This is a genomic window from Mycobacterium sp. URHD0025, assembly GCF_000426065.1.
Lineage (GTDB): Bacteria > Actinomycetota > Actinomycetes > Mycobacteriales > Mycobacteriaceae > Mycobacterium.
In genome coordinates this window covers 181,810-208,541 of sequence record NZ_AUEQ01000011.1, presented here as the reverse complement: position 1 = coordinate 208,541, position 26,732 = coordinate 181,810, and the positions used below count along the sequence as shown (strand labels likewise).

Here is a 26,732-nt window from a genome sequence, read left to right as displayed (position 1 = left end):
CGGTGGGAGCGATTCGATGCCCGAACACGACAAGCGCGTACCGCAGGGCCGGCTCCGGCGGACCATGCCTCTGGCCGGGTTCACCGCTCGCGCTGCCGGTGGGCGTCTTGTGGCGGGGTTGCAGCAGCGGGCCGGGAACGACGGTGCGGTGCAGCGGTTTCATGAGCGCACCGCCGAGCGCTATGTCGAGATGCTCGGCCACTCCAAAGGCGCGTTGATGAAGGCCGGCCAGATTCTGTCGATGGTCGAAGCGGATGCGATCGGCAACGCCGGGTTCGCCCCGTATCAGAAGGCGCTGGCTCGGCTGCGGGCCGATGCACCGCCCATGCCTGCCGGCCTGGTACACGCCGTTCTTCGCGACGAACTCGCCTCAGGTACCGAGTGTTTCACTGAATTCGACGATGAGCCGATCGCGGCCGCATCGGTCGGGCAAGTGCACCGAGCTGTGTTGCGGGATGGTCGCGTGGTAGCAGTAAAGGTTCAATACCCCGGTGTGGCACAGGCGATCCGAGATGACCTGGCCAACACCGAGCTGCTGATCACCTTCATGCGCCTCGGTGCCGCCGTCACTGGGATAACGGTCGACATCCGGGAGATGGCCGCCGAGATCACCGCACGGATCAGCGAGGAAGTCGACTACCGGCACGAAGCGGCGATGATCACCGCATTCGCCGACCTCCTGCGGGATCACCCGTTCATCCGAATTCCAGAGGTCATCGCGGAAGCATCCAGTGAGCGGGTGCTGACCATGACCTATCTCGATGGGATGGATTGGGCCGCAGCCCAACACGCCGATCAAGATCTACGGAATACGTGGGCCGAGGTGATCTTCCGATTCATCAACAGTGGGTCCCGCCATGGCAATCTCGTCCAGGTTGACCCACATCCCGGCAACTTTCTTTTCAACCCGGACGGCACTGTCGGTTGCCTGGACTTCGGCTGCGTTCAGACGTTCGCCGAACGGCCACGTTGGCTGTTCCTCGCGTTGATGCATGCGGGAATGGAGGGTCGCTACGACGAATGTCGCGACCTGATGCTTCAGATGGGGCTGATATCGGCTGAGTCATCGCTGAGTCACGAGGACCTGCGTCGCATCGTTTCGGACATGACACACGCGACCACCCAGCCGCAACCTGTGACCTACACGCCTGAGCACATGGCGCGAAGCCTCCGCGCCTACCTCGGCGACCCGAACTCCACGCACATGACGGTGACCCGTGAGTTTGTGTTCCTGCCCCGGCTCCAGATCGCCTTCGATCACATTGCCGCAGGACTGCGGGCCACCGTTCCCGTGCGGTCCATCCTCGAAGACCTGTCCGGAATAACCGCGCCCGCAACGGAACTCGGGAAGCTGCACCACGCGTGGGTTCGGGAACGCGGATTGCCTTGCGGATTGGATCACCATGACCACCCCTGACCTCACGACCCCACGACTTCCCTGGGATGCCGCCGACCCTTACCGGTACTACGACGCGCGGCGTCGCGACGGTGCCGTTGTTTGGGACGATGCGGCACAGGCGTGGCTGGTCCTCGGCTATCACGCCGCCCGCGACGTGCTCGCTGGAAAGCACTGGACGAGCGACCCTCGCGCGAGTACGGCTGCCGCCGGCACAGCGGAATTCTTCACGTCGACTTTTGTCGAAGCCAGCATGCTGTTCACCGACGGCGCTGCCCATGACCGGCTGCGGGGCGCAGTGCGAGACGTGTTCGGCCGCGCATTCATCAACCGGCTCAGCGAGGGCATCGAATCCATCTGTCACGATACTGTTTCCGCGCTTCCAGGTGATCAAACCTTCGACGCGATGGCGCACATCGCCCTGCCATTGCCGATCGCGATCATCGGCGCGTGGCTCGGGCTGGACACCAGTCAGTGCATGGCATTGCGGGAATACTCGCCGGCCATCATTCGCCTCCTCGGCGGATTCACGGATCAGGAAGAACTCGAACGCGGTCTCGGGGCGGCCGCGGCGTTGCTCACCGAGATGCTGCCCGCCGCGGCTGACCGGCGCGCCCATCCCCGCGACGATCTGCTGAGCTATATCGCCGCCGATCCTGGTCTGACACTCGACGAAGTTGTCATCACCGTCATCCTCATCGCGGTCGCCGGGCACGAAACGACCGCAAACCTGCTCGGCTCCGGCCTCATCCGGCTACTCAGCCCCGATGAAGAAGGCTCATGCCTGGCAGAAGGGATCGACCCCGCAGAATCGGGAGTGATCACTGAGCTGCTGCGCCTCGACAGCCCGGTCCAAGCGGCGGGGCGCACTGCCACCGCTGACCAGACCGTCGCGGGCGTCGACATTCGTCGCGGCGAAACCGTCTTGGCCTGTGTAGCGGCTGCCAACCGCGATTCCACCGTGTACGACGATCCAGCAGTCTTCCGTCCCGGTCGGCCCGGGCCGGCGCCGCTGACCTTCGGTCACGGAGCCCATTACTGCCTGGGTACTCCGTTGGCCCGGTTAGAAATAACCACCGCGCTTCGCCACATTCTGCGACGCCGCCCGACGCTCTTCGGCAGGCCCGCGTGGCGCGACACGCCGGCCATTCGCGGACCGTTGACCGTCCCTATCCGCCTCGATGCGTGAGGTCGTTCAGAACCAGCACGATCAGTTCTTCCAGGCTGTTCAGTCGGGCCCTGTGGTTGACTGCCTCGACGGCCGAAAGAACTGTGCGCACGACACTTTCCGGGCACGAGGCCAAGTTCTTGACATGAAGCTCGAGGCGATCTTCCAAGCCGTCGAGGACAACGCTGCTCATTCCGTCGTCGGGATACCGCAGGCTCGACCAGCAATCAACCAAGGCGGGGTAGTTGCCGCCGTAGAAATCCGGGAATCCGAACGTCTTCTTCAAAACGGCATGTAGTTGCTCGGTTGTCTTCGTTCCACTCAGGTCAATTGAGATCGTCTTGTCCATAGACGAGTCAGTTTCCCTCGCCCATCGCCGTGCCGACCGCTTGGGCGATGAAGCGCACGGCGTCATTGCGGCTCATCGACGCCATCAACTGTGCGGCGGCTTGGATCTCTGGGCCCACCAGGCAGGTGGGGCCCTCGGTGAGATGGGCGAATGCCGTCGCGACCACGTCATCGACCGCAGCCGCACCCGGCGGGGTTTGATCCGGCGAGTCGATCTGGCCGCGTTCGTTCTCGAGTTTGCGCAGGGCGGGGGTGTCGGTCTTGCCGAGGATCAAGCCGAGCACGTCAATGCCCTTGTCGTGCAACTCGGTCCACAGCGCCTCGGCGAACACCATGTCGAAGGCCTTGCTCGCACCGTAGGCCACCATGTTCGGGCCACCGGCGAATCCGGCACCCGACCCGAAGATGACGATGCCGCCGCGGCCCCGCTCCACCATCGGCTGTGCGTAGTGGTGGCACAGCTGCATCGGCACCATGCAGTTGCGCTGCACGAGCGATTCGGCGGCCTCGAGCGGACTGGACAGGAACGGCGTGAAGTTGGGATCGGCCCCGGCGCAGTACACCAGGAAGCCGATGTCCAGATCCGAGGTGGCTGAGATCACGTCGTCGGCAGCCCGGGCCGCAGCCAGATCGATTGCCAGCGTGCGGGTTTGCACGCCGGTCCGCTCCCGGATCGTGGCGGCGACGGCATCGAGAACCTCCTGCCGTCGGGCCAACAGCACCACGTTGAGACCGCGACGCGCCAACTCCTCGGCCATTGCTGAGCCGACCCCGTCGGAGGCGCCGGCCACCAGTGCCCACGGCCCGTACGTGTCCTTGAACTCCATCGACGACTCCTCAGACGGCCGTGACTCGGACGGGGGTGAAGCGCCGACGCGCGATACGCCAACCGCCGGCGGCCCGCACCAGCTCGTCGTCGTAGAAGCCAACGGCGTTGACACCGGAGTTGTTGTCCTGGGCCATGATCAGCGCGTCGACATAGGTGCGCGCTGTCGCGGTGTCGCCTTCGATGGCGATGACGTGATTGGTCATCCGGTGCATGGTGTGGCCGGCCATCGCGTGGGATCGATCCATGAACTCGGTGACCGCGTCCACGCCGTTCCAAGCGCCGATCTCGCCGTAGTCCAGCACGCAGTCGTCGGTGAACACGGTGCGAAACAGCGGCCAGTCCCGACGGTCGATGCCGGTGGCATATCGCAGCAAGACGTCGGTGATGTCTCCACGGTCAGTCATGCGCTATGAAGGTACGGCAGGCTGCCGATCTGCTGGGCCGATCGTAAAGGTGAACTCCGCGACGTCCGTGACACCGCCGGAGACCACATCGCCGGGTCGCATCGGACCGACGCCGGCCGGGGTTCCGCTGTAGATCAGGTCGCCGGGCGCGAGGTCCACCGCCGTTGAGATCGCGCTGATGACCTCCGGCACCGACCAGATCAGATCCTTGAGGTCACCGTGCTGCTTGAGCTCGTCGTTGACGCGCAGCCAGATCTCGCCGCTGGTCGGATGGCCCACTTCGTCGACCGGGTGGATGGGGGTACACGGTGCGGATGCGTCGAAACCCTTGGCCCAGTCCCACGGGCGGCTCAGCTTCTTGGCGTCGTCCTGCAGATCGCGGCGGGTCAGATCCACGCCGACGCCGTAGCCCCAGACCAGGCTCAACGCGTCGGCCGGAGCCACGTCGCGGCCGCCCTCGCCGAGTGCGACCACGAGTTCGATCTCGTGGTGGAACGACGATGTGAGCGACGGGTAGGGCACCGTACCCGCGGCGTCGATGACGGCGTCCGCGGGCTTCATGAAGAAGAACGGCGGCTCCCGGTCGGGATCCTTGCCCATTTCGCGCGCGTGGGCCGCGTAGTTGCGCCCCACGCAGAACACCCGTCGCACGGGGAATCGGCCGGGCCCGCTACTCACGGGGAGTGACGCCTGCGGTGGAGGTGGGATCACGAAGTCGACCATGCTGTCCATCATGGCGTGACGCTCGGCAAAGAAAAATCGGGTGGCGCCGTCGCCTATCGTTATTGCAGTGTCCGACGGTCAAGACCTGCGTGAGCTGCGTGCGCGCCTCGACGGCCTGACGATCCGCGACGCCGACCGGCTGCGCCGACGGCTCAAGAATCTGCGGGGCGACGGTCAGGCGAAGGCCATCGAACAGGTTCGGCACCAGATTTCTCAGGCCGAAGCCCTGGTGCTCACCCGCCAGGCCGCCGTCCCGACCATCACCTACCCCGACCTGCCGGTCAGTGCGCACCGCGACGAGCTGGCCAAGGCCATCAACGAGAACCAGGTGGTGGTGGTCGCGGGCGCGACGGGCTCGGGCAAGACCACGCAGCTGCCCAAGATCTGCCTGGAGCTCGGTCGCGGAATCCGTGGCACCATCGGCCACACCCAGCCCCGCCGGCTCGCGGCGCGCACCGTCGCGCAGCGCATCGCCGACGAACTGGGCACCCCGCTGGGCGACGCCGTCGGTTACACGGTGCGCTTCACCGATCAGGCCAGCGATTCGACCCTGATCAAGCTGATGACCGACGGCATTCTGCTCGCCGAGATTCAAAGGGACCGCCGGCTGCTGCGCTACGACACACTGATCCTCGACGAGGCGCACGAGCGCAGCCTCAACATCGACTTCCTACTCGGCTATCTGCGCGAACTGTTGCCGCGCCGCCCCGATCTCAAGGTCATCGTCACCTCGGCAACCATCGAGCCGGAGCGGTTTGCGAAACATTTCCATGATGCCCCCATCGTGGAAGTGTCGGGGCGGACCTACCCGGTCGAGATCCGTTACCGGCCTCTGGAAGTCACTGTCGGCGGAGACGACGACACCGAAGATCCCGACGATCCCGATCACGAGATCGTGCGGACTGAACTACGCGACCCCACGGAAGCGATCGTCGACGCGGTCCGTGAATTGGAAGCCGAACCGCCCGGCGACGTGCTGGTCTTCCTATCGGGTGAACGTGAAATCCGTGACACGGCAGAGGCGTTGAAGGATCTGCGGAACACCGAGGTACTGCCGCTGTATGCCCGCTTGCCCACCGCGGAGCAGCAGAAGGTGTTCCAGCCCAGCCACAGCGGACGGCGAATCGTGTTGGCCACCAACGTGGCCGAGACCTCGCTCACCGTGCCGGGCATCCGCTACGTCGTCGACCCCGGCACCGCGCGGATCTCCCGGTACAGCCGTCGCACCAAGGTGCAACGGCTGCCGATCGAGCCGATCTCCCAGGCCTCGGCCGCTCAGCGGGCAGGCCGCTCCGGACGTACCGCTCCCGGCGTCTGCATCCGGTTGTACTCGGAGGAAGATTTCGAATCTCGGCCTCGCTACACCGATCCGGAGATCCTGCGGACCAATCTGGCCGCGGTGATCCTGCAGATGGCCGCCCTGCAGCTGGGTGATATCGCGGATTTCCCGTTCCTCGATCCGCCGGATGCCCGCAGCATCCGCGACGGGGTGCAGCTGCTGCAGGAACTCGGCGCGTTCGATGCGGCAGGCGATCTCACCGATGTCGGACGACGACTGGCCCGGTTGCCACTGGACCCGCGTGTCGGCCGGATGATCCTGCAGGCCGACACCGAGGGTTGCGTACGTGAGGTGCTGGTGCTGGCCGCCGCGTTGTCGATCCCCGATCCGCGCGAACGCCCGAGTGACAAGGAAGAGGCTGCCCGGCAGAAACATGCGCGGTTCGCCGACGAGCATTCGGACTTCATCTCGTATCTCAACCTGTGGAACTATTTGCGGGAGCAACGAAACCAGCTCTCCGGCAATGCCTTCCGGAGAATGTGTCGCGAGGAGTACCTGCACTACCTGCGGATCCGGGAATGGCAGGACCTGACCGGTCAGCTACGCAGCATCGCCCGTGACATCGGGATTCAGGAGGGCTCCGGTAGTCAAGAGCCGGCCGACCCGGCCAGCATCCACGCCGCGCTGACCGCGGGTCTGTTGTCTCACGTCGGCTTGCGTGAGGGCGAGACCCGCGACTATCAAGGTGCCCGCAACTCCAAGTTCGTGCTGGCTCCTGGTTCGGTGCTCACCAGGAAACCGCCCCGCTGGATCGTGGTGGCCGACCTGGTCGAGACCAGCCGGCTCTTTGGCCGTATCGCCGCGCGGGTTGAACCCGAGGCGATCGAGCGAGTGGCCGGACATCTGGTGCAGCGCAACTACAGTGAGCCGCACTGGGAGGCCAGGCGCGGCGAGGTGGTCGCGTATGAGCGGGTGACCCTGTATGGGTTACCGCTCGTTCCGCGCCGTAAGGTCGGCTACGCCAAGATCGATCCGGAACTGAGCCGCGAGTTGTTCATCCGGCACGCGCTGGTCGAAGGTGACTGGCAGACCCGGCACCACTTCTTCCGTGACAACGCCCGGCTGCGGGCCGAGCTGGAGGAGATCGAGGAGCGAGCCAGGCGGCGTGACCTGCTGGTCGGCGACGACGACATCTACGTCCTCTATGACGCCCGCATCCCGGCCGATGTCGTCTCCGCACGGCATTTCGACGCCTGGTGGAAGAAGCAGCGGCACAAGACTCCCGACCTGCTCACTTTCACCCGCGACGATCTGCTGCGTTCCGAGGACGGCGCGGACAATCCGGACACCTGGAAGGCCGGGGATCTCGAACTGCCGTTGACCTACAGATTCGAACCAGGCGCTGCCGACGACGGCGTCACCGTGCATGTGCCGGTCGGCGTGCTGGCCCGGCTCGGCGGTGACGGCTTCGCCTGGCAGGTACCGGCTTTGCGAGAAGAACTGGTGACCGCGCTGATCAAGTCGCTGCCCAAGGACCTGAGACGCAACTTCGTCCCCGCTCCTGACACGGCGCGGACGATCCTGAATGACATCGACCCGGCCGCGGGATCGCTCCTGGACGAGGTGCAACGCGAATTACGCAGGCGCAGTGGAATTCTGGTGCCGATCGATGCCTTCGACCTGAGCAAGGTGCCCGATCACCTGCGGATGACCTTCGCCGTGGAATCGGCCGACGGCAAAGAGGTGGCCCGCGGCAAGGACATCGACGCGCTGCGCGAAGAGTTGGCGGTGCCCGTCGCCCAGGCCGTGGCCGACGCGCTGGGCGGTGACCTGGAACGCACCGGCTTGCGGGCGTGGCCGGAGGACCTCGACGAGTTGCCCCGCACCGTCGAGAATGTCAGCGGCGGACACACCGTGCGCGGGTACCCGGCTTTCGTGGACGCCGGAAATGCTGTCGATATCAAGGTGTTTGCCAACCCGGCCGAGCAGGCTGCGGCCATGCGGCCGGGCCTGCGTCGCCTGCTGCGGTTGAGCGCACCGTCACCGGTCAAGGCCATCGAGCGTGGTTTGAGTACCCGGACCAGACTGGCGCTCAACGCCAATCCCGACGGCAGCCTGGGCGCACTACTGGAGGACTGCGCCGACGCGGCCGTCGACGTACTGGTCCCCAAGCTGGTGTGGACCGGGTCGGAGTTCGCCGCCGTCGTACAGCGAGCCGGCAAGGAACTCGGAACCACCACGCACGCCGCGGTGAGCCGGGTCGAGAAGGTGCTTGCCGCCGCGCACGAGGTCGGCGTGGCGTTGCCGGACAAGCCGTCAGCTGCCCAGGCCGATGCCGTCGCCGACATCCGTTCACAGCTGGACCGCTTGTTGCCCAAGGGATTTGTCGCCATGGCGGGGGTCGCCCGGCTGAACGATCTGACCCGATATGTCACCGCGATCGCCCGGCGCTTGGAGCGACTATCCCAGGCCCCCGGTGCCGACCGGGAACGGATGGCCCGGGTGCATGCGGTCGAAGACGCGTACGACGATCTGTTGTCCGCGCTGTCGCCGGCCCGTGCCGAGGACCCGAAGGTGCGCGATATCGCCTGGCAGATCGAGGAATTGCGCGTGAGCCTGTGGGCCCAGCAGCTCGGCACGCCACGTCCGGTCAGCGAGCAACGCATCTACAAGGCGATCGACGCCGTCACCAGGTAACCGCCGAAACGGGTCAGCGTCCGAGCTGCCTGCGCAGGAACGTGGTGACGTGACCGGCGACCACCTCGGGTTGTTCGAGCCACGGCCAATGGCCCGTCCCCGGCACTGGCTGCACCGCACAGTTGCGGAAGATCCGTCGATAGTCGTCGGTCTGGGCGAACGGCACATAATGATCGTCGGTACCCCACACCACCAGTACGTCTCCGTCATACTCTGCGAGCCGATCGACATACGGCGCAAGGGCATTCGGCCCGGTGGAACGGTAAAGCTTCAACACTGCATCGGGCGTCCCACGGGCGACCATGTGCTCGGCGATCGAGTCGAGCGCGTCGGCGGGAAGGCCCGGATCCCGCAACGCGAGCACGCGTCGCACCACCGCCGGGGTCCCGATCCGCGACAACGCCTCGGCCAGTACAGGTGTTCTCCACAGCTTGGCGACGAAGTGGTTGATCACCACCGGGGCGTTGATCAACGTGATGCTGCCCACCGAGTCGAGATGGTCGGCGGCCCACGCGAGTGCCCACGGCCCGCCGAAGTCGTGGGCGACCAGATGCGCGCGTTCGACACCGAGTTGGTTCAGGAGTGCGTCGAGATGCGACGCGTAGGCCGCCACCGTGTAGGGCCACTGCACAGGTTTGTCGGCCGCGCCGAAACCGGGCATCTCGGGCGCGATCACCCGCGCGAAGTCGGCGACCGGCGCGAGCAACCGATCCCATTTGGCACCGGCGTTGTTGCCGTGCACGAACACCACTGCTTCTCGGGTGGCCCCGTCCGGCGGCCCGGTGACTAACACCGGCGAGCGGACGCCGTCGACAGCCAGCGTGCGGTGCTCGACGGGGCCGTCCATCAGCGGATTGTACGGTCGCCTAAGAGCTGCCGCGCGCTTTCAACCGATCACTGTGTGCCGGTCGCCACCCACGGCATTCGTTCGGCAGATGCGTCGTCGAGCACCAGTTCGGCCACGCGCGACCGATGCGCTTCCGGACTGCCCAACAGTGCGGCATCAGTGGTGGCCCGCTTGAAGTACAGATGTGCCTGATGCTCCCAAGTGAATCCGATGCCGCCGTGCACCTGGATGGTGTCGGCGGCAACCTTGGCGAACGCCGCCGATGCGGTGGCCTGCGCGATGCTGGCGGCGAGCGCGGGGTCATCGGTGCCGTCGGTGAGAGCCCACACCGCGTGATAGGTCGCCGAGCGGGCGTGCTCGAGATCGACCAGACAATCCGCCAACCGGTGCTTGACGGCCTGGAAGGAGCCGATCTGCCTACCGAACTGCAGCCTCGATTTCGCGTACTCCACCGAAAGATCCAGCAGATGCTGTGCGGCGCCGACCTGCTCGGCGGCCAGGAGCGCCGAGGCGACCTGGAAGGCGTGGGTGATCACCCGATCGGCTTCATCGGGCCCTGCCACCAATTGCCCTGGGGCAGCTGTCAAGACGACCGTGGCCTGCGGCCGCGTCAGGTCGAGCGTGACCAACGGAGTGCGCCGCACTCCCGGCCCGTTCGCTTCGACCGCGTACATGGCCACGCCGTCGGGCCCGGTCGCGGCTACCAGCAACACGTCCGCGCTGCCGGCGTCCACGACTCGCTCGACCGTGCCGGTGAGCGTTCCCTCCTCGGCGACAATCACATTCACCTCGGCGGGATCGAATGCGCCCGCCCGATCGGGGACTGCGAATGCCGCGGTACGCCTGCCCTCGGTGAGGACGCCGAGCAACTCGTCGCGCACCGGACCGGCCGAGGCGGCGACGAGCGCCGGGACGGCCAGCAGCACAGTGCCGAACACCGGACCGCAGGCCAGAGCCGCGCCGAGCTCTTCGACCGCGATGGCCTGGTCGACGAGCGTGCCGCCGGCTCCACCATCGGACTCCGGAACTGCCAGACCGAGTACGCCGAGTTCGGTGCCCAGCCGCGCCCAGACCAACGGATCGAACCGGGGTTCGGACTCCATCAGGGTCCGCACCGTCTGTTCGCCGAAGTTCTCGGCACAGAATTTGCGGACCGCTGCCCGCAATTGAGCCTGCTCGTCGGTGAACCTGAACTCAGGCACGCGGAATCTCCTTCCACGGCATACCAGCATCAGCACGCAGATCGCCTGGCAGCCCGAGGATCCGCTCGCCCAGGATATTGCGCATCACTTCTGACGTGCCGCCTTCGATGGTGTTGGCCTTGCTGCGCAGGAAGCGCTGCTGAATGGGACCACGCCAGTCCTTTCCGTCCTCGTCGTCACGGTCGCCCGTGCCGTATCCGTGATACAGGATCCCTTCGGGCCCAAGCAGATCCATGCACCACTGGTAGATGTGCTGATTGAGCTCGGCGCCGACGAGCTTGCCGATCGACCCTTCGGGCCCCGGCCCGCCGACGGTGGCGGCCGCGCGGGAACGCTCCGCTGTCAGCCGCTGAGCCTCGGAGCGCAGCCACAGTTGCGTCAGCCGATCACGCAGCACCGGCGTACGCAGATCCCGGCGTGACGCCCACAGCGCCACGGCGTCCGAGATGGTGCCGGCCCCACGCCGATTGCCGCTGCCGCCGAGCGCGCTGCGCTCGTTCATCAGGGTGGTCATCGCGACGTTCCAGCCGTTGCCCACCGCACCGAGCCGATGCGCATCGGGGATGCGGGCGTCGGTGATGTACACCTCGTTGAACTCGGCCTGGCCGGTCATCTGCCGCAGCGGTCTGGTCTCGACGCCCGGGCCGTGCATGTCCAGCACGAAGTACGTCAGGCCCTTGTGCTTGGGTACATCGGGATTCGAACGGGCGAGCAACAGGCCCCAACGAGCCCGGTGCGCCAGGCTGGTCCACACCTTCTGACCGTTGAGCACCCATTCATCGCCGTCGAGCACCGCGGAGGTGGCGAGGCCGGCCAGATCCGATCCGGCGCCCGGCTCGGAGAACAACTGGCACCAGATGTGCTCGGTGCTCGCCAGCGGCCGCAGCCAGGATTTCTTGAGTTCCTCGGACTGGGCGTGTTCGCGCACCGTCGGGGCGGCCATGCCGTAGCCCATGGGGTTCAGGCCCAACGGCACGGGCCCGCCGGCGCCCTGCAGGATGCGGTCGGCCACGGCCTGCAGACCGCGCGACACCCCGAGACCGCCGAGACCCTCGGGGAAGTGCACCCACGCCAGGCCCGCGTCGTAGCAGGCGGCCAGGTACTCGGGGATCGGGACTTTCTTGGGGTCGTGGTCGGCCACGACCCGGCGGGCGAGGTCGGCGACCCGGTCCGCATCAGCGACGCTGCTCATCCAGTCACGATAGGGAAAGCCGTCGAATGGGTCGCGGGCGGGCGGTAGCGTCACCGGTCGTGGACCGAAAGCGCGTGGTGATCGCCGGGCTCGGTGATACCGGCGTGCTCACCGCGATCCGATTGGCACGTCGCTTCGACGTCGTCGGCATCTCGGTGAACCCGGGTCTGGTGAGCGGTCAGGAGCTGGGTACGCGGCTGGCCCGGCCCGACGACTGGGCACGCGATTATTGGATCGGCTTCGACCGGTTCCGCGAACTCGACCGTGTCCGCACCGTGCACGGGACCCTGACAGGGGTCGATCTGAGCGCCCGCACCGTGGCGGTGCAGGAGGCCGACGGGACCGCTCGGGTGGAACCGTACGACGCACTTGTCATCTCCACGGGCGTGGCGAACGGCTTTTGGCGACAAGGCGTTCTGCAATCGACGAACGATGTCGACGCCGGGCTGCGAACCGCGCACGAACGGTTGGGCTCGGCACGTTCGGTCGCCGTCATCGGGGGCGGCGCGGCAGCGGCCAGCAGTGCGGTCAACATCGCGCTGCGGTGGCCGGACATCCGCGTTGGGCTGTACTACCCCGGCGAACATCCTCTGCCACAGCATCATTGGCGTGCCGGACGACGAGTCGAAGGTCGGCTGGTCGCGGCCGGCGTCACGCTGCACCCTGGCCATCGCGCCGTGGTACCCGAGGGCTTCGATTGTGCGGCCATCACCTCCGACCCGGTCCACTGGAGCACCGGGCAGCCTGAGGTGCAGGTGGACGCCGTGCTGTGGGCCATCGGCCGGGTCCGGCCCAACACGGCATGGCTCCCGGCGAGCATCCTCGACGAGCGCGGGTTCGTGCGGGTGACACCGGAGTTGGGGCTACCGGGCCTCGACGGCGTGTTCGCTGTGGGTGATGTCGCGGCCACCGACCCACTGCGCTCCTCCGCACGCAATCGCGCCGACGGACTGGTGGCCCACAATGTGGCCGCCTACTTCACGGGCGGCCGGATGCGCAGTTACCGCCCGCCGGCCGGTCGCTGGGGATCGGTGTTGGGTGTGCTGCCCAACGGGCTGGAAGTCTTCGCGCCCAACGGGTTTGCTTTTCGCTTCCCGGCCTGGTCCATCGACAGAGTGCTGCAGCCGTGGATCGTTCGCCGCGGCATCTACCGGGGCGTGCGGGCACCCGATCAGTACATCGTCACCAAAGGCTGATCGACGGGCACCACATACGTGGACAGCATCAGGGTCCTCACCGTGCCGACGTTGTGCGCATCGTGGATGACGCCGGCCGGGATCAGAAACGGATCACCCGAATGCAGGTGCTGCGTCGGTCGGTCGTCGAACACCATGTCCACGTCCCCCTGGACGATGTAGCCCACCTCCGGTCCCGGATGACTGTGGCGGCCGGATTCCTTGCCGACCGGTATCTCGAACCTGGTCTGGACGATCTCGAATCCCGGTGTGGGAGCGGCGGTCCGTTGAAGCTCGGTTCGCGACACACCAGCGGTCGGGTCATCGGCGAGCGCGGTCGGGGCGGTGGTCAAGGCGGTGATCGCAAGAGCGGAGGCGGCCAGGGCGAGGCGTGTGCGTGTCATGCCTCCATGACACCCGGCTGAGCTCATCGAGTCCAACGATGGTTTTTGATGGAAATCATCTTTATCGATGATGACGCTCGTGTTCGACGCGAAGGCGTCGCGGGGCCGGCCCTGGAGTTATGAGGACTGGTCCGGCGTCACCGAGGCAGCGCGACGGGCACCGTCTGCAGGCCGGGGGACACCGGAGTGACCGGAGCCGGGGCCACACCTGGCACCCCTGCCACCCGAGGCACCCCGGCTACGCCGGGCACCTGGCCGGGCAGGGCCGGTGCAGCGGGGGCCGCCGCAACGCCGGGTATCTGGCCGGGCACCGGAGCGAGCTGGCCTGGCAAGGCTGGCATGGCAGGAGCCGCCGCGACGCCGGGCACCGGTGCGACCTGGCCGGGCACCGCAGGTGCCGGGGCAACCTGACCCGGAAGTGCCGGGGCGGCCGGTGGCGGTGCGGCCGCGGCCGCCGCGTTCTGGTTGAGCACCCGCAGCATGTCGGGCTTCATCTGCTGCAACTGAGAACCCCAGTAGTTCCAGTTGTGGGTGCCGTTGGGCGGGAATTCGAACCGCGCGTTGCGTCCGCCCGCAGCCACGTACTTCTGCTGGAACTCCTTGTTGGAGGCGATCGTGATGTTCTCCAGGAACTGTGCGCTGTACATCGTGCCGAAGTTCCCACCAGGACCGTCGAGTTCGGAGGGAATACCGTTGCCGCAGTAAACCCACACCGCGGTGTTGTTGGCCACCAGCCGGTTGACGTTGACCATCGGGTCATTGCGCCGCCAGGCGGGATCGTTCGTGCTGCCCCACATGTCGCTGGCGTTGTAGCCGCCGGCGTCCTTCATGGCGAAGCCGATCATGGTGGGCCACAGGCCTTGTGACGGATTCATGAAGCCGGACAGTGCGCCGGCGAAGATGAACTGGGCCGGGTGCCAGATGGCCAGGTTGAGGGCCGCGCCGCCCGACATCGACAATCCGACGACGGCATTGCCGGCTGGTGCCACGTCGCGGTTGGCGGCCAGGTAGGCCGGAAGCTCTTGAGTGAGGAACGTTTCCCACTTGTAGGTCGTGGTGCCCGCACTACCGGCCGCCGGGCGGTACCAGTCGGTGTAGAAGCTGGACTGCCCACCGACGGGCATGACGACCGAGATGCCGGACTTGTAGAACCACTCGAACGCCGCGGTGTTGATGTCCCAGCCGTTGTCGTCGTCCTGGGCGCGCAACCCGTCGAGCAGGTACAAGGCGTGCGGACCGCCGCCCTGGAACTGCACGGTGATATCGCGGCCCATCGCGGCAGACGGAACCTGCAGGCGTTCCACCGGCAAGCCGTCGCGCGAATACGCTGCCGCGGTCGGCGTCGGCCCGGCCACCACCAGTGCCGGCCACATCAATCCCGCGATCGTCGCGGCCGCCACGCGGCGCGACATCCGACCGAACCATCTCAGTCTCACACCGGGCACGCTAACAACGCCCGAGCCGTGCCCTTCGGGGCCGCGCCCGGCGTAACCCCTCTGTTATCAAGGCGATTCGCTTCCGATGCCGGAAGGCCCGGATCGTCTCCACTCGCGGGGTGAACGGCCGTGCGTACGCCGGAACTGACGGCTGAAGTATCCAGGGTCGGCCATTCCCACCCGAGCGGCCACCTCGGCCACGGGCAGGTCGGTTTCGGCGAGCAGGGTCCGTGCCCGACTCATCCTGCGCTCGTTGATCCACTCTCCGACCGTGCGTCCGGTCCGCCGCCGGACCAGCGTGGTGAGATGACCCGCCGTCATGCCGACCTCGTCGGCGACGTCGCGCAACGACAGCGGCTCCGACAATCCGCGGTCGATGGCCGAGAACACCTCGGCCAGCAACGGCTCTCCGCTGCGTCGTAAGTCGGCGACCACGTCGTCGGCGAGGCGGACCAAGTCGATGAGTAACAGGGTGAGATGGGCCAGCGCGGCCTGGCGACAACCCTCGCGACGGCCGGCCAGTTCTGCCTCGATCGATTGGATCGCGCTGTCCCAGAGCGGTTGTCGATCGGCGGGTACGCGCAACCGCAGTATTCCACCAGACTGTCCGTGGAGGAACGGGAACAGCAGGGGGTGGGCCTGCCAGGTGGGCCATGGCGAACCGGCGTCGTATCCCAGGGCGGTGGGGTCGAAGTACACGCCGATCCCGTCGGACTCCGCGGTCAGCGGTCGTGGATCGATGACTTCGCCCGCTGCCACCACGTAGACGACTCCATCGGTGGGCACGTACCAGAGCACCGGGAAGTCGTGGATGTGCGGACGGTGTTCGGGGAGTTCTGCGCGCCGGCCCCTGGTCACCGAAACCGGAGGTGCGTCGCGGTTCGTCCAGTACCGGTAGACCGGGACGCCGTCGCGGTGGCGGACCAGTCGAGACGCTTCGGGCATGTTGCCAAAGATAGTCCTGGTTCTGCCGATCATCGCCCAACTATCGTTGTAAATACCGGTAGATCATGGAAGTCATGACCGAACATCGTCCACATCTCCTGAAGAACCGCCATGACTACCTGCCCGCCGCGGGCCATGATGCGTTCCTGCCCGGCTACGACCTCCTGACGCGGGTGTTGGGAATGAACCCCGCCTACCGCGAGCTGGTCGCGCAGGCCGGACTGTCGGACGGCCAGCGGATCGTCGAAATAGGGTGTGGAACAGGCAATCTCACCGTGAGCGCCAAGAAGGCATGTCCCGGCACTGATATCGTCGGCACCGACCCCGATCCACGGGCACTGCAGCGGGCGGAGCGAAAAGTCAACGGCATGAACGGTATCCGATTCACCCGGGCCTACGCCCAGGAGCTGCCGTTCGGCAACGGCGAGTTCGACCGCGCGCTGTCTTCGATGATGCTGCACCACCTCGACCAGGCGACCAAGACCGCCGCTGCTCGCGAACTGTTCCGGGTCCTGCGGCCGGGCGGCAGCGTGCACGTCGTCGACGTGCGCGGTGACGCTCTGGCCGGGCTGTTCGCGGACGCGGGATTCGAATCCGCGGTAGTGGGATCCGGGCGCATCCGGTTGGCCGGACGGCTTACGTACCTCCGCGCGATTCGTCCGGTGTGAACGCGGCGGGATCAGCCAGGGAGATGAGCAGGCTCGACGGTGCATCGCCGCCCTGACGGAGCCGATAGGTGCCGCCCGCCAGCGCATGCCGGGCCGGTTGCGTCGGCACCAGGTGCGGGAAGTCGTAGGTCGTCAGCGTCAGCCGGAGTCGATGGCCCGGCACGATGAGCGCCGCGGTGGGGAAGATCTCCAGGTCATACCGGGTGAGCTCACCGGGCACCACCGGTGCGACGGCGGCGCGGGTACTGATGTGGTGCGGCCGCAACACCGTCCCGTCGGGCAGATACCACGTCGCTTCGGGATCGAGCGCGCGGTGCGATCCCAGCAGCGCGCCCTGAGTGAGCGGCCGGCTGGAGCCATCCGGGGCGAAGTCGTCGAGATGGGCCACCCACAGCGTCTCGGTGGTGTCGGCCGTGGCGTGCACGGTCAAAGTGACCGGGCCCGCGATGAGGCGAGGCTGGTCGAACTCCTCGGTGGTGTAGGTCAGGGCCTCGCGCTGCAGCCGCCGGTTGTCCAGGTCGTAGCGGATCCGCCGCCCCGTCTGGGCGGCCATGAAGCTGCCCATCCCCAGGGTCCACTGCTCCAGGCTGCGGCCGGATATCGGACCGCGCACCGCATAACGCAACGTGGCCTCGGTCTGCTCGGCGGCCGGTTCAGCGGTGAGGTCACCGCCCTCCGCCAGATACAGCCGCGTCGGCGTGGCATCGGGAAACGGGTAATCGTCCGCCTGGAACCATGTCCGGCTGCCGATGGCTTGGAAGCGGATCGGCGAACCGGTCACAGTGGCCCCGGCGTCGTCCTTGAGCCAGCGGTCGAACCAGCGGAGCTGCAAGGCATGGAGATGCAACCCGTCCAGATCCGAGACGTGGTACCAGGGGCCCATGATCAATTGCACCCGGTCGGAGAGCGGCTGGCCGGGCTCCATCGGTGCGTTGGGCGGCCGGCCCGCATAGGCGTTCTGCAGCGCGGCGTAGTTCAGCGGCGCGCCGCGCTGGAAGGCATCGTGCCAGCCGCCGACCAGGAACACGGCGACCTTGTTTTTCACGATGTCCGGCAACACGTCCGAGGCCCGCATGGTGTCCCAGAACGGTCCGTCGAAGGCGGTGTCCCCGCCGGCGGTCGCGTCGCCGATCATGGTGCGGAAGTACTGACGCTGGTCGCGCCCACGTTGGAGGACGGCAGCCAGGCCCCCTGCGCGGGGACGTTCGTGCGTACCGCGCTTGGCGAACTCCAGAGCCGGGTTGACCACATTGAGCAGCGAGTAGACGGCGCCGTAGGCGCGCACCGTGCGCATGTGCGGCACGCCGCCCATGGTGACCACGTCGCGGTAGAAATCGTTGGCGGCCATCGCCGGGAAGATCGCCTTGAGCGGTGAGTCGGGACCTACCGCGGCGGCGGTGAGGAGCTGGTTTATGGCCAGGTAGGAGATGCCGAACATCCCGACCCTGCCGTTGGAATTCGGCAGCCGCGCAGCCCAATTCACCAGATCGACGCCGTCCTGCACCTGCTCGGCCCCCAGCATCTCGAACGAGCCGCCCGAGACGCCGGTACCCCGTACGTCGGCCATCACCTCGATGTAGCCCCGCCGGATCAGGTACGGGGTGGCGCCGCCGCCGATCTGGGCGGCCGGCGGTGGGGCCTTCTTGCCGTATGGCGTGATCGAGATCAGTACCGGGAACGGTCCGGGTGCCGGCGCCCCGGTCTCGGGGACCGTCGGATAGTGGATGTCGGCACGGAGCACGGTGCCGTCGGAGGTGCGGACCGCCACGTTGTGGTGGACTCCGACGCCATAGCGGGCGGGCGGCGGCGTCCACGCGGGTTCGAGCGGCGATGGATTGCGCTTACGGACGCGGGTCGCCGCCCGCCCGGCCACCTTCTTGCCGCGATTACCTCGGACCGTTTGCCAGCGGTTCGCCATCCGTCCTCCTTGACGTGTCGGCCTGGCTCCACGGTATGTCGCGGCGCTCAGTGGGTTTGCGCGGCCCCAGGGCCTGCGGGGGGACGGTGGCCATCACGTGCCCGACCGCCGTGCGTACCACCTCGCGCAGCCACTGATGGCGTGCGTCGTTGTCGAAGGCCGGATGCCAAACCATCCGGTACGCCATGGTGGCGATCTCCTCCGGCGCGTCGGTCACGCGGAACTCGTCCGCCGGGAAGAGGGCGTTGACGCATTGGCTGGGCAATGTGGCGATCAGGTCCGTGCCGGGCAGTAGTTGTGCCGCCACCGCGTGATAGGGAACGGTCACCGCAGCCTCTCGCGGGCGACCGAGCTTCTTGAGCGGCAGATCGATATCCGGCTGGATTCCGTCGTGGACATCGACGATCACGTGGCGTGCCCGGGCATAGTCGGCCAGCGTGATGCTGTCGTGCTCTGCCAGCGGGTGGTCTCTGGCAACCACGCACACGAACCGCTCGACCAACAACTCCTCGGAGTGCAGGTCCGCGGTGATGTAGCCGCCGAACAGACCGAGGTCGACGCCTGAAGCACGAAGTTGTTCGGCGACATTGTCGTGGCTCCAGCTGTGGAACCGGACCGGTGCGCGCGACTCGCGGAGCACTTCGTGGCAGATGGCGGGACCGAAGGCCTGCACCGCGTAGTCGGTCGCGATCAGGCGCACCGGCGCGGTCGCCTTCCGCGGATCGAAATGTTCAGGGGAGAAGAGGGTTTCGAGTTGGGGCAGAACGGTCAGCAACTGAGTTCGGATGGACTCCGCGCGGGCGGTCAGCCGATATCCGGATGAGTCACGGATCAGCAGTGGGTCATCCAAGAGCCGCCGCAACCGCTGCAGGGCACGGCTCATGGCGGGCTGGCTCAAGCCGACGCGCTCGGCGGCGCGGGATACCTGCTGCTCGTCCAGTAATGCGACGAGCGGTGGGATCAGGTTCAGGTCGATTCGGTCGATATGCGTTGCACGCATATCGCACATCATAACTATGCATGTGACTTATGCGCACCGCGGTGCCACGCTGGGTGGCACGAACAAAGAGGGCGATTTCAGAAAGGGATCTCACCGTGAAGATTTCCGGCAACACCATCTTCATCCCGGGTTCTACCAGCGGCATCGGACTGGCTTTGGCCCTGGCACTTCAGGCCAAGGGCAACACCGTGATCGTCGGTGGCAGGCGCACCGAACTGCTGGAACGGATCCGTTCAGAGCACCCGGAACTGGACACCGTGCAGATCGACATCGCTGATCCGGACAGCATCGCCGCGGCCGCCGCCACGGTGCTGGGCGAGCACCCCGATCTGAATGTCGTGATCGCCATGGCAGGCATCATGGCGATCGAGGACTGGCACTCGCCCGAGGGCTTTCTGCGCTCGGCCGAGGCCACCGTCATCACGAATGTGCTCGGTCCCGTTCGGCTCATGGCGGCCTTCGTCGAGCATCTGCAGGCGCAGCCGGATGCCACGATCATGACGGTGTCCTCGGGCCTGGGTTTCGCGCCGCTGCGTGCGACGCCGAGCTACAACGCCTCCAAAGCGGCCATCCACCTGCTGACCGAATCGGTGCGGATGCAACTCGCCGACACCAGCGTCAAGCTGGTCGAGCTGATCCCGCCGTCGGTGGCCACCGACCTGGTGCCGGGCCAGCGCGAGAGCAGCTTCGCCATGCCCCTCGACGAGTTCGTCGCCGAGGTGGTCGATCTGCTCGAACGCGAGCCCGACGCCAGGGAGATCCAGGTGGACCGGGTCAAATTCCTGCGCTACGGCGAAGCGCGCGGGGATTACGACCAGGTTGTCGCCACGCTCAATGCCGCTGACCCGCACGGTCATTGAGGATCCCGGTTGCCTACCCGGCCATGAACTCCGAGTAGGCCGAGGCCAGCTCGGGTGACAATGCCGTCACGTTGCATGCCCGCTGCGTGTCCCCGATCGGAGCCAGGATTCCGCGCAGGTCGTAGTACTCCTGCGGGTTGGCGGTGAAGTAACCGCGCAACGTGGCTGCGGCCTGGGGACGCGGCTGGGTGAACGCGGCGCTCACGGCCTGGTTGGCGCCCGGGTGACTGTCGAGATAGGCGCGCGCGGCACCGGTGGTGCTGCTGACCGTGCCGGCCACCCCGCTGGCGCTGCAGTCGGGTGCGGCCGCCGCCGTCGGCGCGCCGATCATTGCCGCGGCGACTCCGCCGAGCAGGCCCGCGGCACATGCGCCGGCAATTCCTCGGCGCGCGGTGATACCAGTGAATTTCATGATCATTTTCCTTCGGGGTTCTGGGTTTCTCATTGGGTCGCGATTGAGATCGCTGTCCCCGGCCCGAACTCGAAAGTAACCGTGGTGGTGACGAGCAAAACGATTGTGCTGTGAAACAGCTGTGACAGGTGAGGTGGCGTTACGGTAGGCGGCCGTGAATTGCGCCTCAATTCCGCCGAATTGGGGCCGATGATCGTGAAATCTCTCAAAGACCGGGCGCCATTCTTATTTGATCGTGATGTATGGCGACCGATGTAGTGACCGAATCGTTATCCGGCGGCCCCGCAGCTAACTGATCCGCTCACCGCTTGAGGGTTAGCCCGGACAGTGAGTTATGCAGGCCGCCATCACGGTAGATCTGCACTCCTGCCACCGCCAGCATCACCGCGGCGGTTGCCATGTGGACGATCGCGTCGGTGATGTTGTTGGGGAAGGCGAATATGTAGGCCACCTGGTTCGAGAAGAACGCCCAGATTCCCGGTAGCGCTCCGGCGACCGCGGCCAGCAGGAGATAGAGCACGGCCCAGGATTTTCGCCAGCACAACACCAGACCGGGGCCGAACAAGGCCAGTCCGGCGACCGCATGCCAACCGTTGTAGTCCATGCCGAGAATGGGCGTGGTCGGCGCATCCGGCCCGATCGCGAAACTCGGCTCGGCAATGAAACCGATGATTGCCTGCACTACGTGGAACAGCGAGATGATCAGCAGTCCCCATTGAGCGAAACTCCACTGCTTCATGCCCGGACGCTACGTCTACTACAGCGTGTAGTCAATGGTCCGGTCGTATGGTCGGGAGGTGGAGATTCGTGCCGCCCGGGCCGCCGACATCGCCGAGATCGCACCGTTCTTCCGCGCGATCGTGGCCGACGGCGAAAGCTACACCTACCCGGAGGATCTGAGCGATGAGCAGATTTCGGAAATGTGGCTTGCGCCCGCACCGGGGCACACCATCGTCGCAGTGGTCGACGGAGTCATCGTCGGCACCGCGCGGATGGGGCCCAACAAGCCCGGCCGCGGTGATCATGTCGGCACCGCGAGCTTCATGGTCGACCCGTCGTCGTCCGCGCGCGGTGTCGGTCGCGCCATGGCGCGGTGGGTGATCGACTGGCACCGCGAAAACAGTTACCGGGCAATCCAGTTCAACGCGGTGGTGGAGACCAATGTGCGAGCCGTGGCGCTATGGGAGGACCTGGGTTTCCGGATCATCGGCACCGTCCCGGAGGCATACCGATCCCGGACCAACGGCCTGGTCGGGCTGCACGTCATGTACCTGGAGCTGTGAGGCGTCACCAGGTGTCGACGAATCGTGCGCGCGGCGCGGGTCGCTCGTCCTGAGCGGCCGCTGCCAGCGTGGCGGCGATCAGGTCACGGGTTTCGGCCGGATCGATGACGTCGTCGATCTCGAACAGCGACGCGGAGTTGAGTGCGCGGGCGTTCTCCTCGGCTGCCGCGGTCGCGGCCCGCACCGCTTGCTCGCGCTCGTCGTCGTCGGCGATCGCCTCGAGCTCCTTGCGCAGGCCGAGCCGGACCGCTCCCTCCAGGCCCATCGGGCCCAGGTGGGCACCCGGCCACGCCACCGTCAGCAGCGGCTCATGGAGGCTGCCTCCGCACATTGCCTGCGCCCCAAGGCCGTAGCCGCGCCGTAGGATCACCGCGACCAGCGGTACGGTCAGCGCCGCCCCGGCAACCAGCAACCGCGAGCCGCGCCGCACCAGGGCCTCGGCCTCCGCCGTGGGGCCCACCATGTAACCGGGGCAGTCCACCAGCGAGACGACCGGCAGTCCGAACGCGTTGCACAACTGCAGGAACCGAGCGGCCTTGTCGGACGCTGCGGCGGTGATGGCACCGGCCATCACCATGGTGTTGTTGGCGATGATGCCCACCGGCCTGCCTTCGATGCGGCCCAGGGCCGTCACCATTTCGGGCGCGAACTTCTCCCGAAGAAGGGTGACCGAGCCGGCATCGGCCAGCGTCTCGATGATCGGTGCGACCGCGTAGGCGCGCCGGGCGCGTTCGGGAACCATTGTGCGCAGCGCGGTTTGATCCGAAACCGGGCCCGGGTCGTCGGGCGCGGTGAAGTAGCCGAGCAGCTTCCTGGTGGTGGCCACTGCCTCCGCCTCGTCGGCCACCACGACGTCGACGACACCGTTGGCTGCCTGCACCGGGATCGGGCCGACGTCGTCGGGGGCAACCTCGCCGAGGCCGCCGCCGGCGATCATCGCCGGGCCGCCCATCCCGATCGAGCTGTCCCGGGTCGCGACGATCAGATCGGCCGCACCGGCGATCACCGCATTGCCCGCGAAACACCGGCCCTTCACCACGGCGATGCGCGGCACGTGACCGGACAGCCCGGCCCACAACGCGAATGCCCGGATCTCCAGGGAAGAGACCGTCGGGATGTCGGTGTCGCCCGGGCGCCCGCCGCCGCCTTCGGCGAAGAACACCGTCGGCAACTTCATCCGCTCGATGATCTCGAACAGCCGGTCCTTCTTGCGGTGACCGATGGCGCCCTGGGTTCCGGCCAGCACGGTGTAGTCGTAGGACAGCACGGCACACGCGACGCCGCCGATCCGCGCGGTGCCGGCCAGCAGACCGTCGGCGGGCGTGCGGGCGATGAGATCGTCGAGGCTGCGACGCTGCCGCTGGGCCGCGATCGCGAACCGGCCGTATTCGACGAATGACCCGTCGTCGACCAGGTCGGCGATGTTCTCCCGCGCGGTGCGTCCCCCTGCCGCGTGGCGGCGGGTGACGGCGTCGGACCGGCCCGCGTCCTGCGTCAACCCCCTCCGGCGCAGTAGTTCGGCGAGATCGTCGCGGAGAGGTTCATCAGGCATCGGCAGGCTCCTGGAATAGCAGGCGTGTGGTCGGAGGTTGCGCACAGATGTGACCGCCACCTCATCATCTAACGCGACGGCCGACCCTTTCGATCCGCGCGATCTGCTCGCCGAGGCCCGGTTGGGAGTGTTGGCCACCATCAAGGCCTCCGGAATCCCGCAACTGTCCCCGGTGACGCCCTACTTCGACCGGGCCGCCGGCGTCATCTATGTGTCGATGACCGAAGGGCGGGCCAAGACGACCAATCTGCGTCGCGACCCCCGGGCGGCGCTGGAGGTGACCAGCGCCGACGGCTGGGCGTGGGCGACCGCCGAAGGCACGGTCGCCTTGACCGGCCCGGGTACCGACCCGGACGGCCCAGAGGTCCGGGCGCTGGTCGACTACTACCGCAAGGCGGCGGGGGAGCATCCGGACTGGGACGAATACCGTTCGGTGATGGTCTCGGACCGCCGGGTGCTGATGACGCTGACCGTCGAGCGGGTGTACGGGGAGAAGCTGCGCTGACCGGCCTCAGCCGAGCGGGATCTCGGCCGAGATCCGGTTCAGCACAGCGGGATAGCGGTTCGCCTCGCGGTATGCCCCGGGTTTGCCACTGCTGACGATCGCGGCCGAGAGGCTGCGCTGAGGGTCCGCCCACACCGCGATGTCGACCAGGCCGGTGTGCCCGAACGCCGACGGGGTGTTGCGGCCGAACGGGCCGAACCGCTTTCCGCCGAGCATGTACCCGGTGCCCCAGCGCATCGGCTTGAGCCCGGTCGCCACGTCCGGGCGCATTCGCCGGCACGGAGTCGTCGCGGCCTGCAGTGTCTCCGGTTTCATGATCCGGACTCCGTCGAGTTCGCCGCCGCGGCGCAGGATTTCGGCGAACCGGGACAGCTCGTCGGCGTTGGAGACAGTGGTGGACGAGGGGATGACGCTGGTGAGGAACAGCGGCGTGTTGCTGAGCGGGATGATCCGGTCCAGTGTCCCGCCGACGGCGGCCCGGAACGCCGCCGCGATCGGTGCCGGCAGTGGCTTTCCGGTGACGTGGCTGGGTGCCACCAGCGGAACCTCTTCTGGGGCAACGCCGTAATTGGTCCAGCGGAAGCCCAGGGGGTCGAGGATCTCGTCGGCCAGGATGTCGCGGATGTTGCGCCCGGTGGCTGCCGAGACGATCTCGCGGACCAGCGGGCCCCAGGTCAGACCGTGATAGATGTGCACCAGGCCCGGCCGGTACACCGGTTTGAGGAGAGCCAGTTGTTCACGGGTGTACTCGCTGTCGTCGACGCGGGTGACGTCCGGGCGTGGTCCGGTGTGGATAGGGACACCCGCGCTGTGCGTGATCACGTGCCGGATCGTGGTGCGGTCCTTGCCGTGGCTGGTGTAGCTGGGCAGGTAGTCGCAGACGCGGTCATCCAGCGAGAAGTGCCCCTGTTCGACGAGCATGTGTACGACGGTCGTGCTGATGGCCTTGGCCGCCGAGTAGACGCAGAACGGGGTCTGGGTCGTGACGGGAATCTTCTCGGCATCCGGCGCGTCGGTGGGGCCGTTGCCCCAGCCGTGGCCGATCGCGCGGTTGAGCACCGTTTTTCCGTTGCGCCGCAAGCACACCTGGATGGCGGGGTGCATACCCGACCCGTACCAGTAGCGCACCGATTCCCAGATGCGCTCGACAGCCCGGGGGTCGATCTCCAAGTGGTCCTCCTCGCCGATGTCGGTGACCGCGTCCAAGTCCGAGGGGATGTCGATCTTGCCGTCTTGGCTCATGCGGTCTTCCTGGTCAAGGTGGCGGAAAGATGGTGTTGCAGTGGCTGTCCGACGGCACCCATCTGCAGCTCGTAGGTCAACTGATCGCCGTCGATCTGAACGGAACGCGACAGTGCGGCAACGTTTTTGGCTGACGCGGTCAGGCCGATCGTGGTCGCGGCCAGCTCGAGCTCGATACGGCCGTCGACGACACGCACCGTGCCTTCCTGGATCTCGGTGATGCCCGTCGGGTGTGCCAGCACCCATTCGACCCGGCCGGGTTCGGGGACCCGGAGGTATCCCGTCTCGGCGTGCAGCGGGCGGCCGTCGTCGGGGGCCGCGGTGCGCTGGCTGTAGGTCAGGAACGGCTTGCCGACGTGGCCGAAGGTGATCACTTCGAGGTAATCGAACGAGTCGATCGTCGGATACTCACCGGCACCGGGACCGGCCCAGGTGCCGAGCAGCGGAGCCAGCACGGTCAGGTTCGGGTGGAGGTCAGGCACACCGACAGGGTACGGCGGTGCTCGATCGGGGCGTGTCGGGCAGTGTCGGGCCTGCTCAGCGGACAGCGCCCGGGTCACACCACCTTGGTGAGGCCGTAGTAGGCGACGATGTCGTCGGTGACGTCGTTCTTGCTGTTCAATACGGCATAGGAACGCAGGAACGACTGACCGGCGCACCCGTCGATCTTGACGTGGATGTCGTGGACGCTGACCCGCACATCGGTGCCCTTGAATTCCTTCTTGGTAACGGGGAAGTCCTTGACCTCACCGGGCTTCAGCGCGACCTCGATGGTGCCGGAGATCGGAAAGCCCGCACCGGTGATCTGGGTGAGCATGCTGCCCGACGTGTTGAGACCTGCCGAGGCGGTGAGCTTCACCTTGTCTGCCACGATGCCGCAGCCCAGCTGGTATCCCACCTCGAATACGCCACCGGCGAGTTTGGTGGTCCCTGACCCGGCGACCGATCCGGTGAACGTGCCCGCGACCAGATATTCGCGTGACGACAAGGCCGTGGTGAGGGGATTGACCGCCACCTGAACCTCATCGCGTGCCGCGACCGTCAGCTTCCAGCCTTCCGGTGTGGTGAGCACGCCGGGCTCGGCCGACGGCACCGCGCCCGGTGACGGGGGTGCGGCAACGCCGGCGGCAGCCGGCACGGCATCGGCGACACCTGGCTCGACGTCGGGCTCGGCCGCTGCGGGAACCGGCGAACCGATCGCCAGCAGCAGGCACGAAAAGGCCGATATGGCAATGTTCTTGGACACA

At 66.9% G+C, this 26,732-nt stretch carries 26 protein-coding genes; 8 read left to right on the top strand and 18 right to left on the bottom strand.

Annotation, left to right across the window (positions count from 1 at the left end; all coding sequences use genetic code 11):
• The first annotated feature begins 16 nt into the window (after window positions 1-16).
• A complete protein-coding gene (locus tag H977_RS0117935) occupies window positions 17-1,417 on the top strand; it encodes an ABC1 kinase family protein (protein ID WP_029109149.1) in 1,401 nt (466 codons plus the stop codon).
• Entirely contained in the window at window positions 1,404-2,585 is a 1,182-nt protein-coding gene (locus tag H977_RS0117930) for a cytochrome P450 (protein ID WP_029109148.1), read from the top strand. The genes H977_RS0117935 and H977_RS0117930 overlap by 14 nt, the downstream gene beginning before the upstream one ends.
• On the opposite strand, the gene H977_RS0117925 is transcribed toward H977_RS0117930, so the two are convergent.
• The 4 genes from H977_RS0117925 to H977_RS0117910 are packed head-to-tail and all read right to left on the bottom strand — an operon-like array spanning window position 2,566 to window position 4,880.
• A complete protein-coding gene (locus H977_RS0117925; protein ID WP_029109147.1) occupies window positions 2,566-2,913 on the bottom strand; it encodes a barstar family protein in 348 nt (115 codons plus the stop codon). The genes H977_RS0117930 and H977_RS0117925 overlap by 20 nt on opposite strands.
• Window positions 2,914-2,920: 7 nt before the next feature.
• A complete protein-coding gene (locus tag H977_RS0117920; RefSeq protein WP_029109146.1) occupies window positions 2,921-3,739 on the bottom strand; it encodes an SDR family NAD(P)-dependent oxidoreductase in 819 nt (272 codons plus the stop codon).
• A gap of 10 nt (window positions 3,740-3,749) precedes the next feature.
• A complete protein-coding gene (locus H977_RS0117915) occupies window positions 3,750-4,145 on the bottom strand; it encodes a nuclear transport factor 2 family protein (RefSeq protein ID WP_029109145.1) in 396 nt (131 codons plus the stop codon).
• Between the two features lie 3 nt (window positions 4,146-4,148).
• Window positions 4,149-4,880, bottom strand: a complete 732-nt coding sequence (locus H977_RS0117910; RefSeq protein WP_231395990.1) for a fumarylacetoacetate hydrolase family protein — start codon at window positions 4,878-4,880, stop codon at window positions 4,149-4,151.
• A gap of 55 nt (window positions 4,881-4,935) precedes the next feature.
• Between H977_RS0117910 and hrpA the strand changes: the two genes are divergently transcribed.
• Window positions 4,936-8,844: an ATP-dependent RNA helicase HrpA gene (hrpA, locus tag H977_RS0117905; RefSeq protein ID WP_029109143.1), complete on the top strand. Its 3,909-nt coding sequence runs from the start codon at window positions 4,936-4,938 to the stop codon at window positions 8,842-8,844.
• A gap of 13 nt (window positions 8,845-8,857) precedes the next feature.
• Here the strand turns inward: hrpA and H977_RS0117900 are convergent, their stop codons facing one another.
• From H977_RS0117900 to H977_RS0117890, 3 genes are read right to left on the bottom strand one after another with little or no spacing between them, the layout of a single operon-like run.
• Window positions 8,858-9,691, bottom strand: a complete 834-nt coding sequence (locus H977_RS0117900; RefSeq protein ID WP_029109142.1) for an alpha/beta fold hydrolase — start codon at window positions 9,689-9,691, stop codon at window positions 8,858-8,860.
• A 47-nt stretch (window positions 9,692-9,738) separates the two neighbouring features.
• Window positions 9,739-10,893 carry an acyl-CoA dehydrogenase family protein gene (locus tag H977_RS0117895; protein ID WP_029109141.1) on the bottom strand — a complete coding sequence of 385 codons (1,155 nt, stop codon included), beginning with the start codon at window positions 10,891-10,893 and terminating at the stop codon, window positions 9,739-9,741.
• Window positions 10,886-12,085 carry an acyl-CoA dehydrogenase family protein gene (locus H977_RS0117890; RefSeq protein WP_029109140.1) on the bottom strand — a complete coding sequence of 400 codons (1,200 nt, stop codon included), beginning with the start codon at window positions 12,083-12,085 and terminating at the stop codon, window positions 10,886-10,888. Before H977_RS0117890 ends, H977_RS0117895 begins: the two co-directional genes overlap by 8 nt.
• Window positions 12,086-12,144: 59 nt before the next feature.
• On the opposite strand from H977_RS0117890, the gene H977_RS0117885 reads away from it, so the two are divergent.
• Window positions 12,145-13,281 (top strand): FAD-dependent oxidoreductase, encoded by a 1,137-nt coding sequence (locus H977_RS0117885; protein WP_029109139.1) that lies wholly within the window; start codon window positions 12,145-12,147, stop codon window positions 13,279-13,281.
• On the opposite strand, the gene H977_RS0117880 is transcribed toward H977_RS0117885, so the two are convergent.
• From H977_RS0117880 to H977_RS0117870, 3 genes are all read right to left on the bottom strand, one after another.
• Window positions 13,257-13,664, bottom strand: a complete 408-nt coding sequence (locus H977_RS0117880) for a cupin domain-containing protein (RefSeq protein ID WP_029109138.1) — start codon at window positions 13,662-13,664, stop codon at window positions 13,257-13,259. The two genes, H977_RS0117885 and H977_RS0117880, sit on opposite strands and share 25 nt — an antisense overlap.
• Window positions 13,665-13,801: 137 nt before the next feature.
• Window positions 13,802-15,100 carry an esterase family protein gene (locus H977_RS33410; RefSeq protein WP_081681761.1) on the bottom strand — a complete coding sequence of 433 codons (1,299 nt, stop codon included), beginning with the start codon at window positions 15,098-15,100 and terminating at the stop codon, window positions 13,802-13,804.
• A 66-nt stretch (window positions 15,101-15,166) separates the two neighbouring features.
• Window positions 15,167-16,045, bottom strand: coding sequence for a helix-turn-helix domain-containing protein (locus H977_RS0117870; RefSeq protein WP_029109137.1), 879 nt, complete (start codon window positions 16,043-16,045; stop codon window positions 15,167-15,169).
• A gap of 74 nt (window positions 16,046-16,119) precedes the next feature.
• On the opposite strand from H977_RS0117870, the gene H977_RS0117865 reads away from it, so the two are divergent.
• Window positions 16,120-16,713 (top strand): class I SAM-dependent methyltransferase, encoded by a 594-nt coding sequence (locus tag H977_RS0117865; protein WP_029109136.1) that lies wholly within the window; start codon window positions 16,120-16,122, stop codon window positions 16,711-16,713.
• On the opposite strand, the gene H977_RS0117860 is transcribed toward H977_RS0117865, so the two are convergent.
• Together H977_RS0117860 and H977_RS33405 are read right to left on the bottom strand one after the other, a co-directional pair.
• Window positions 16,682-18,631, bottom strand: coding sequence for a CocE/NonD family hydrolase (locus H977_RS0117860; RefSeq protein ID WP_081681760.1), 1,950 nt, complete (start codon window positions 18,629-18,631; stop codon window positions 16,682-16,684). The genes H977_RS0117865 and H977_RS0117860 overlap by 32 nt on opposite strands.
• The gene (locus H977_RS33405) at window positions 18,600-19,631 is read right to left on the bottom strand and encodes a LysR substrate-binding domain-containing protein (RefSeq protein WP_051288915.1); all 1,032 of its coding nucleotides are present in this window, start codon (window positions 19,629-19,631) and stop codon (window positions 18,600-18,602) included. The genes H977_RS0117860 and H977_RS33405 overlap by 32 nt, the downstream gene beginning before the upstream one ends.
• A 95-nt stretch (window positions 19,632-19,726) precedes the next feature.
• On the opposite strand from H977_RS33405, the gene H977_RS0117850 reads away from it, so the two are divergent.
• Complete coding sequence (locus tag H977_RS0117850; protein WP_029109134.1) at window positions 19,727-20,491, top strand: SDR family oxidoreductase; 765 nt, start codon at window positions 19,727-19,729, stop codon at window positions 20,489-20,491.
• Window positions 20,492-20,504: 13 nt separating this feature from the next.
• On the opposite strand, the gene H977_RS0117845 is transcribed toward H977_RS0117850, so the two are convergent.
• Both H977_RS0117845 and H977_RS0117840 read right to left on the bottom strand, forming a co-directional pair.
• Window positions 20,505-20,903 carry a heme-binding protein gene (locus H977_RS0117845; RefSeq protein ID WP_029109133.1) on the bottom strand — a complete coding sequence of 133 codons (399 nt, stop codon included), beginning with the start codon at window positions 20,901-20,903 and terminating at the stop codon, window positions 20,505-20,507.
• A 301-nt stretch (window positions 20,904-21,204) separates the two neighbouring features.
• On the bottom strand, window positions 21,205-21,642 hold the full coding sequence (locus H977_RS0117840) for a DUF4383 domain-containing protein (protein ID WP_029109132.1): 438 nt from the start codon (window positions 21,640-21,642) through the stop codon (window positions 21,205-21,207).
• 58 nt (window positions 21,643-21,700) lie between these two features.
• Here H977_RS0117840 and H977_RS0117835 point away from each other — a divergent pair, with 58 nt between their 5' ends.
• Entirely contained in the window at window positions 21,701-22,186 is a 486-nt protein-coding gene (locus tag H977_RS0117835) for a GNAT family N-acetyltransferase (RefSeq protein ID WP_029109131.1), read from the top strand.
• Window positions 22,187-22,190: 4 nt separating this feature from the next.
• On the opposite strand, the gene H977_RS0117830 is transcribed toward H977_RS0117835, so the two are convergent.
• Window positions 22,191-23,738, bottom strand: a complete 1,548-nt coding sequence (locus H977_RS0117830) for an acyl-CoA carboxylase subunit beta (protein ID WP_029109130.1) — start codon at window positions 23,736-23,738, stop codon at window positions 22,191-22,193.
• A gap of 49 nt (window positions 23,739-23,787) precedes the next feature.
• Here H977_RS0117830 and H977_RS0117825 point away from each other — a divergent pair, with 49 nt between their 5' ends.
• The gene (locus H977_RS0117825) at window positions 23,788-24,243 is read left to right on the top strand and encodes a PPOX class F420-dependent oxidoreductase (protein ID WP_029109129.1); all 456 of its coding nucleotides are present in this window, start codon (window positions 23,788-23,790) and stop codon (window positions 24,241-24,243) included.
• Between the two features lie 6 nt (window positions 24,244-24,249).
• Here H977_RS0117825 and lipE read toward each other — a convergent pair whose 3' ends face one another.
• The 3 genes from lipE to H977_RS0117810 form a co-directional block, all read right to left on the bottom strand.
• A complete protein-coding gene (lipE, locus tag H977_RS0117820; RefSeq protein WP_029109128.1) occupies window positions 24,250-25,485 on the bottom strand; it encodes a lipase LipE in 1,236 nt (411 codons plus the stop codon).
• Window positions 25,482-25,967: a peroxynitrite isomerase gene (locus H977_RS0117815; protein ID WP_029109127.1), complete on the bottom strand. Its 486-nt coding sequence runs from the start codon at window positions 25,965-25,967 to the stop codon at window positions 25,482-25,484. Before H977_RS0117815 ends, lipE begins: the two co-directional genes overlap by 4 nt.
• 74 nt (window positions 25,968-26,041) lie before the next feature.
• On the bottom strand, window positions 26,042-26,731 hold the full coding sequence (locus H977_RS0117810; RefSeq protein WP_231395989.1) for an MspA family porin: 690 nt from the start codon (window positions 26,729-26,731) through the stop codon (window positions 26,042-26,044).
• Window position 26,732 lies beyond the last annotated feature (1 nt).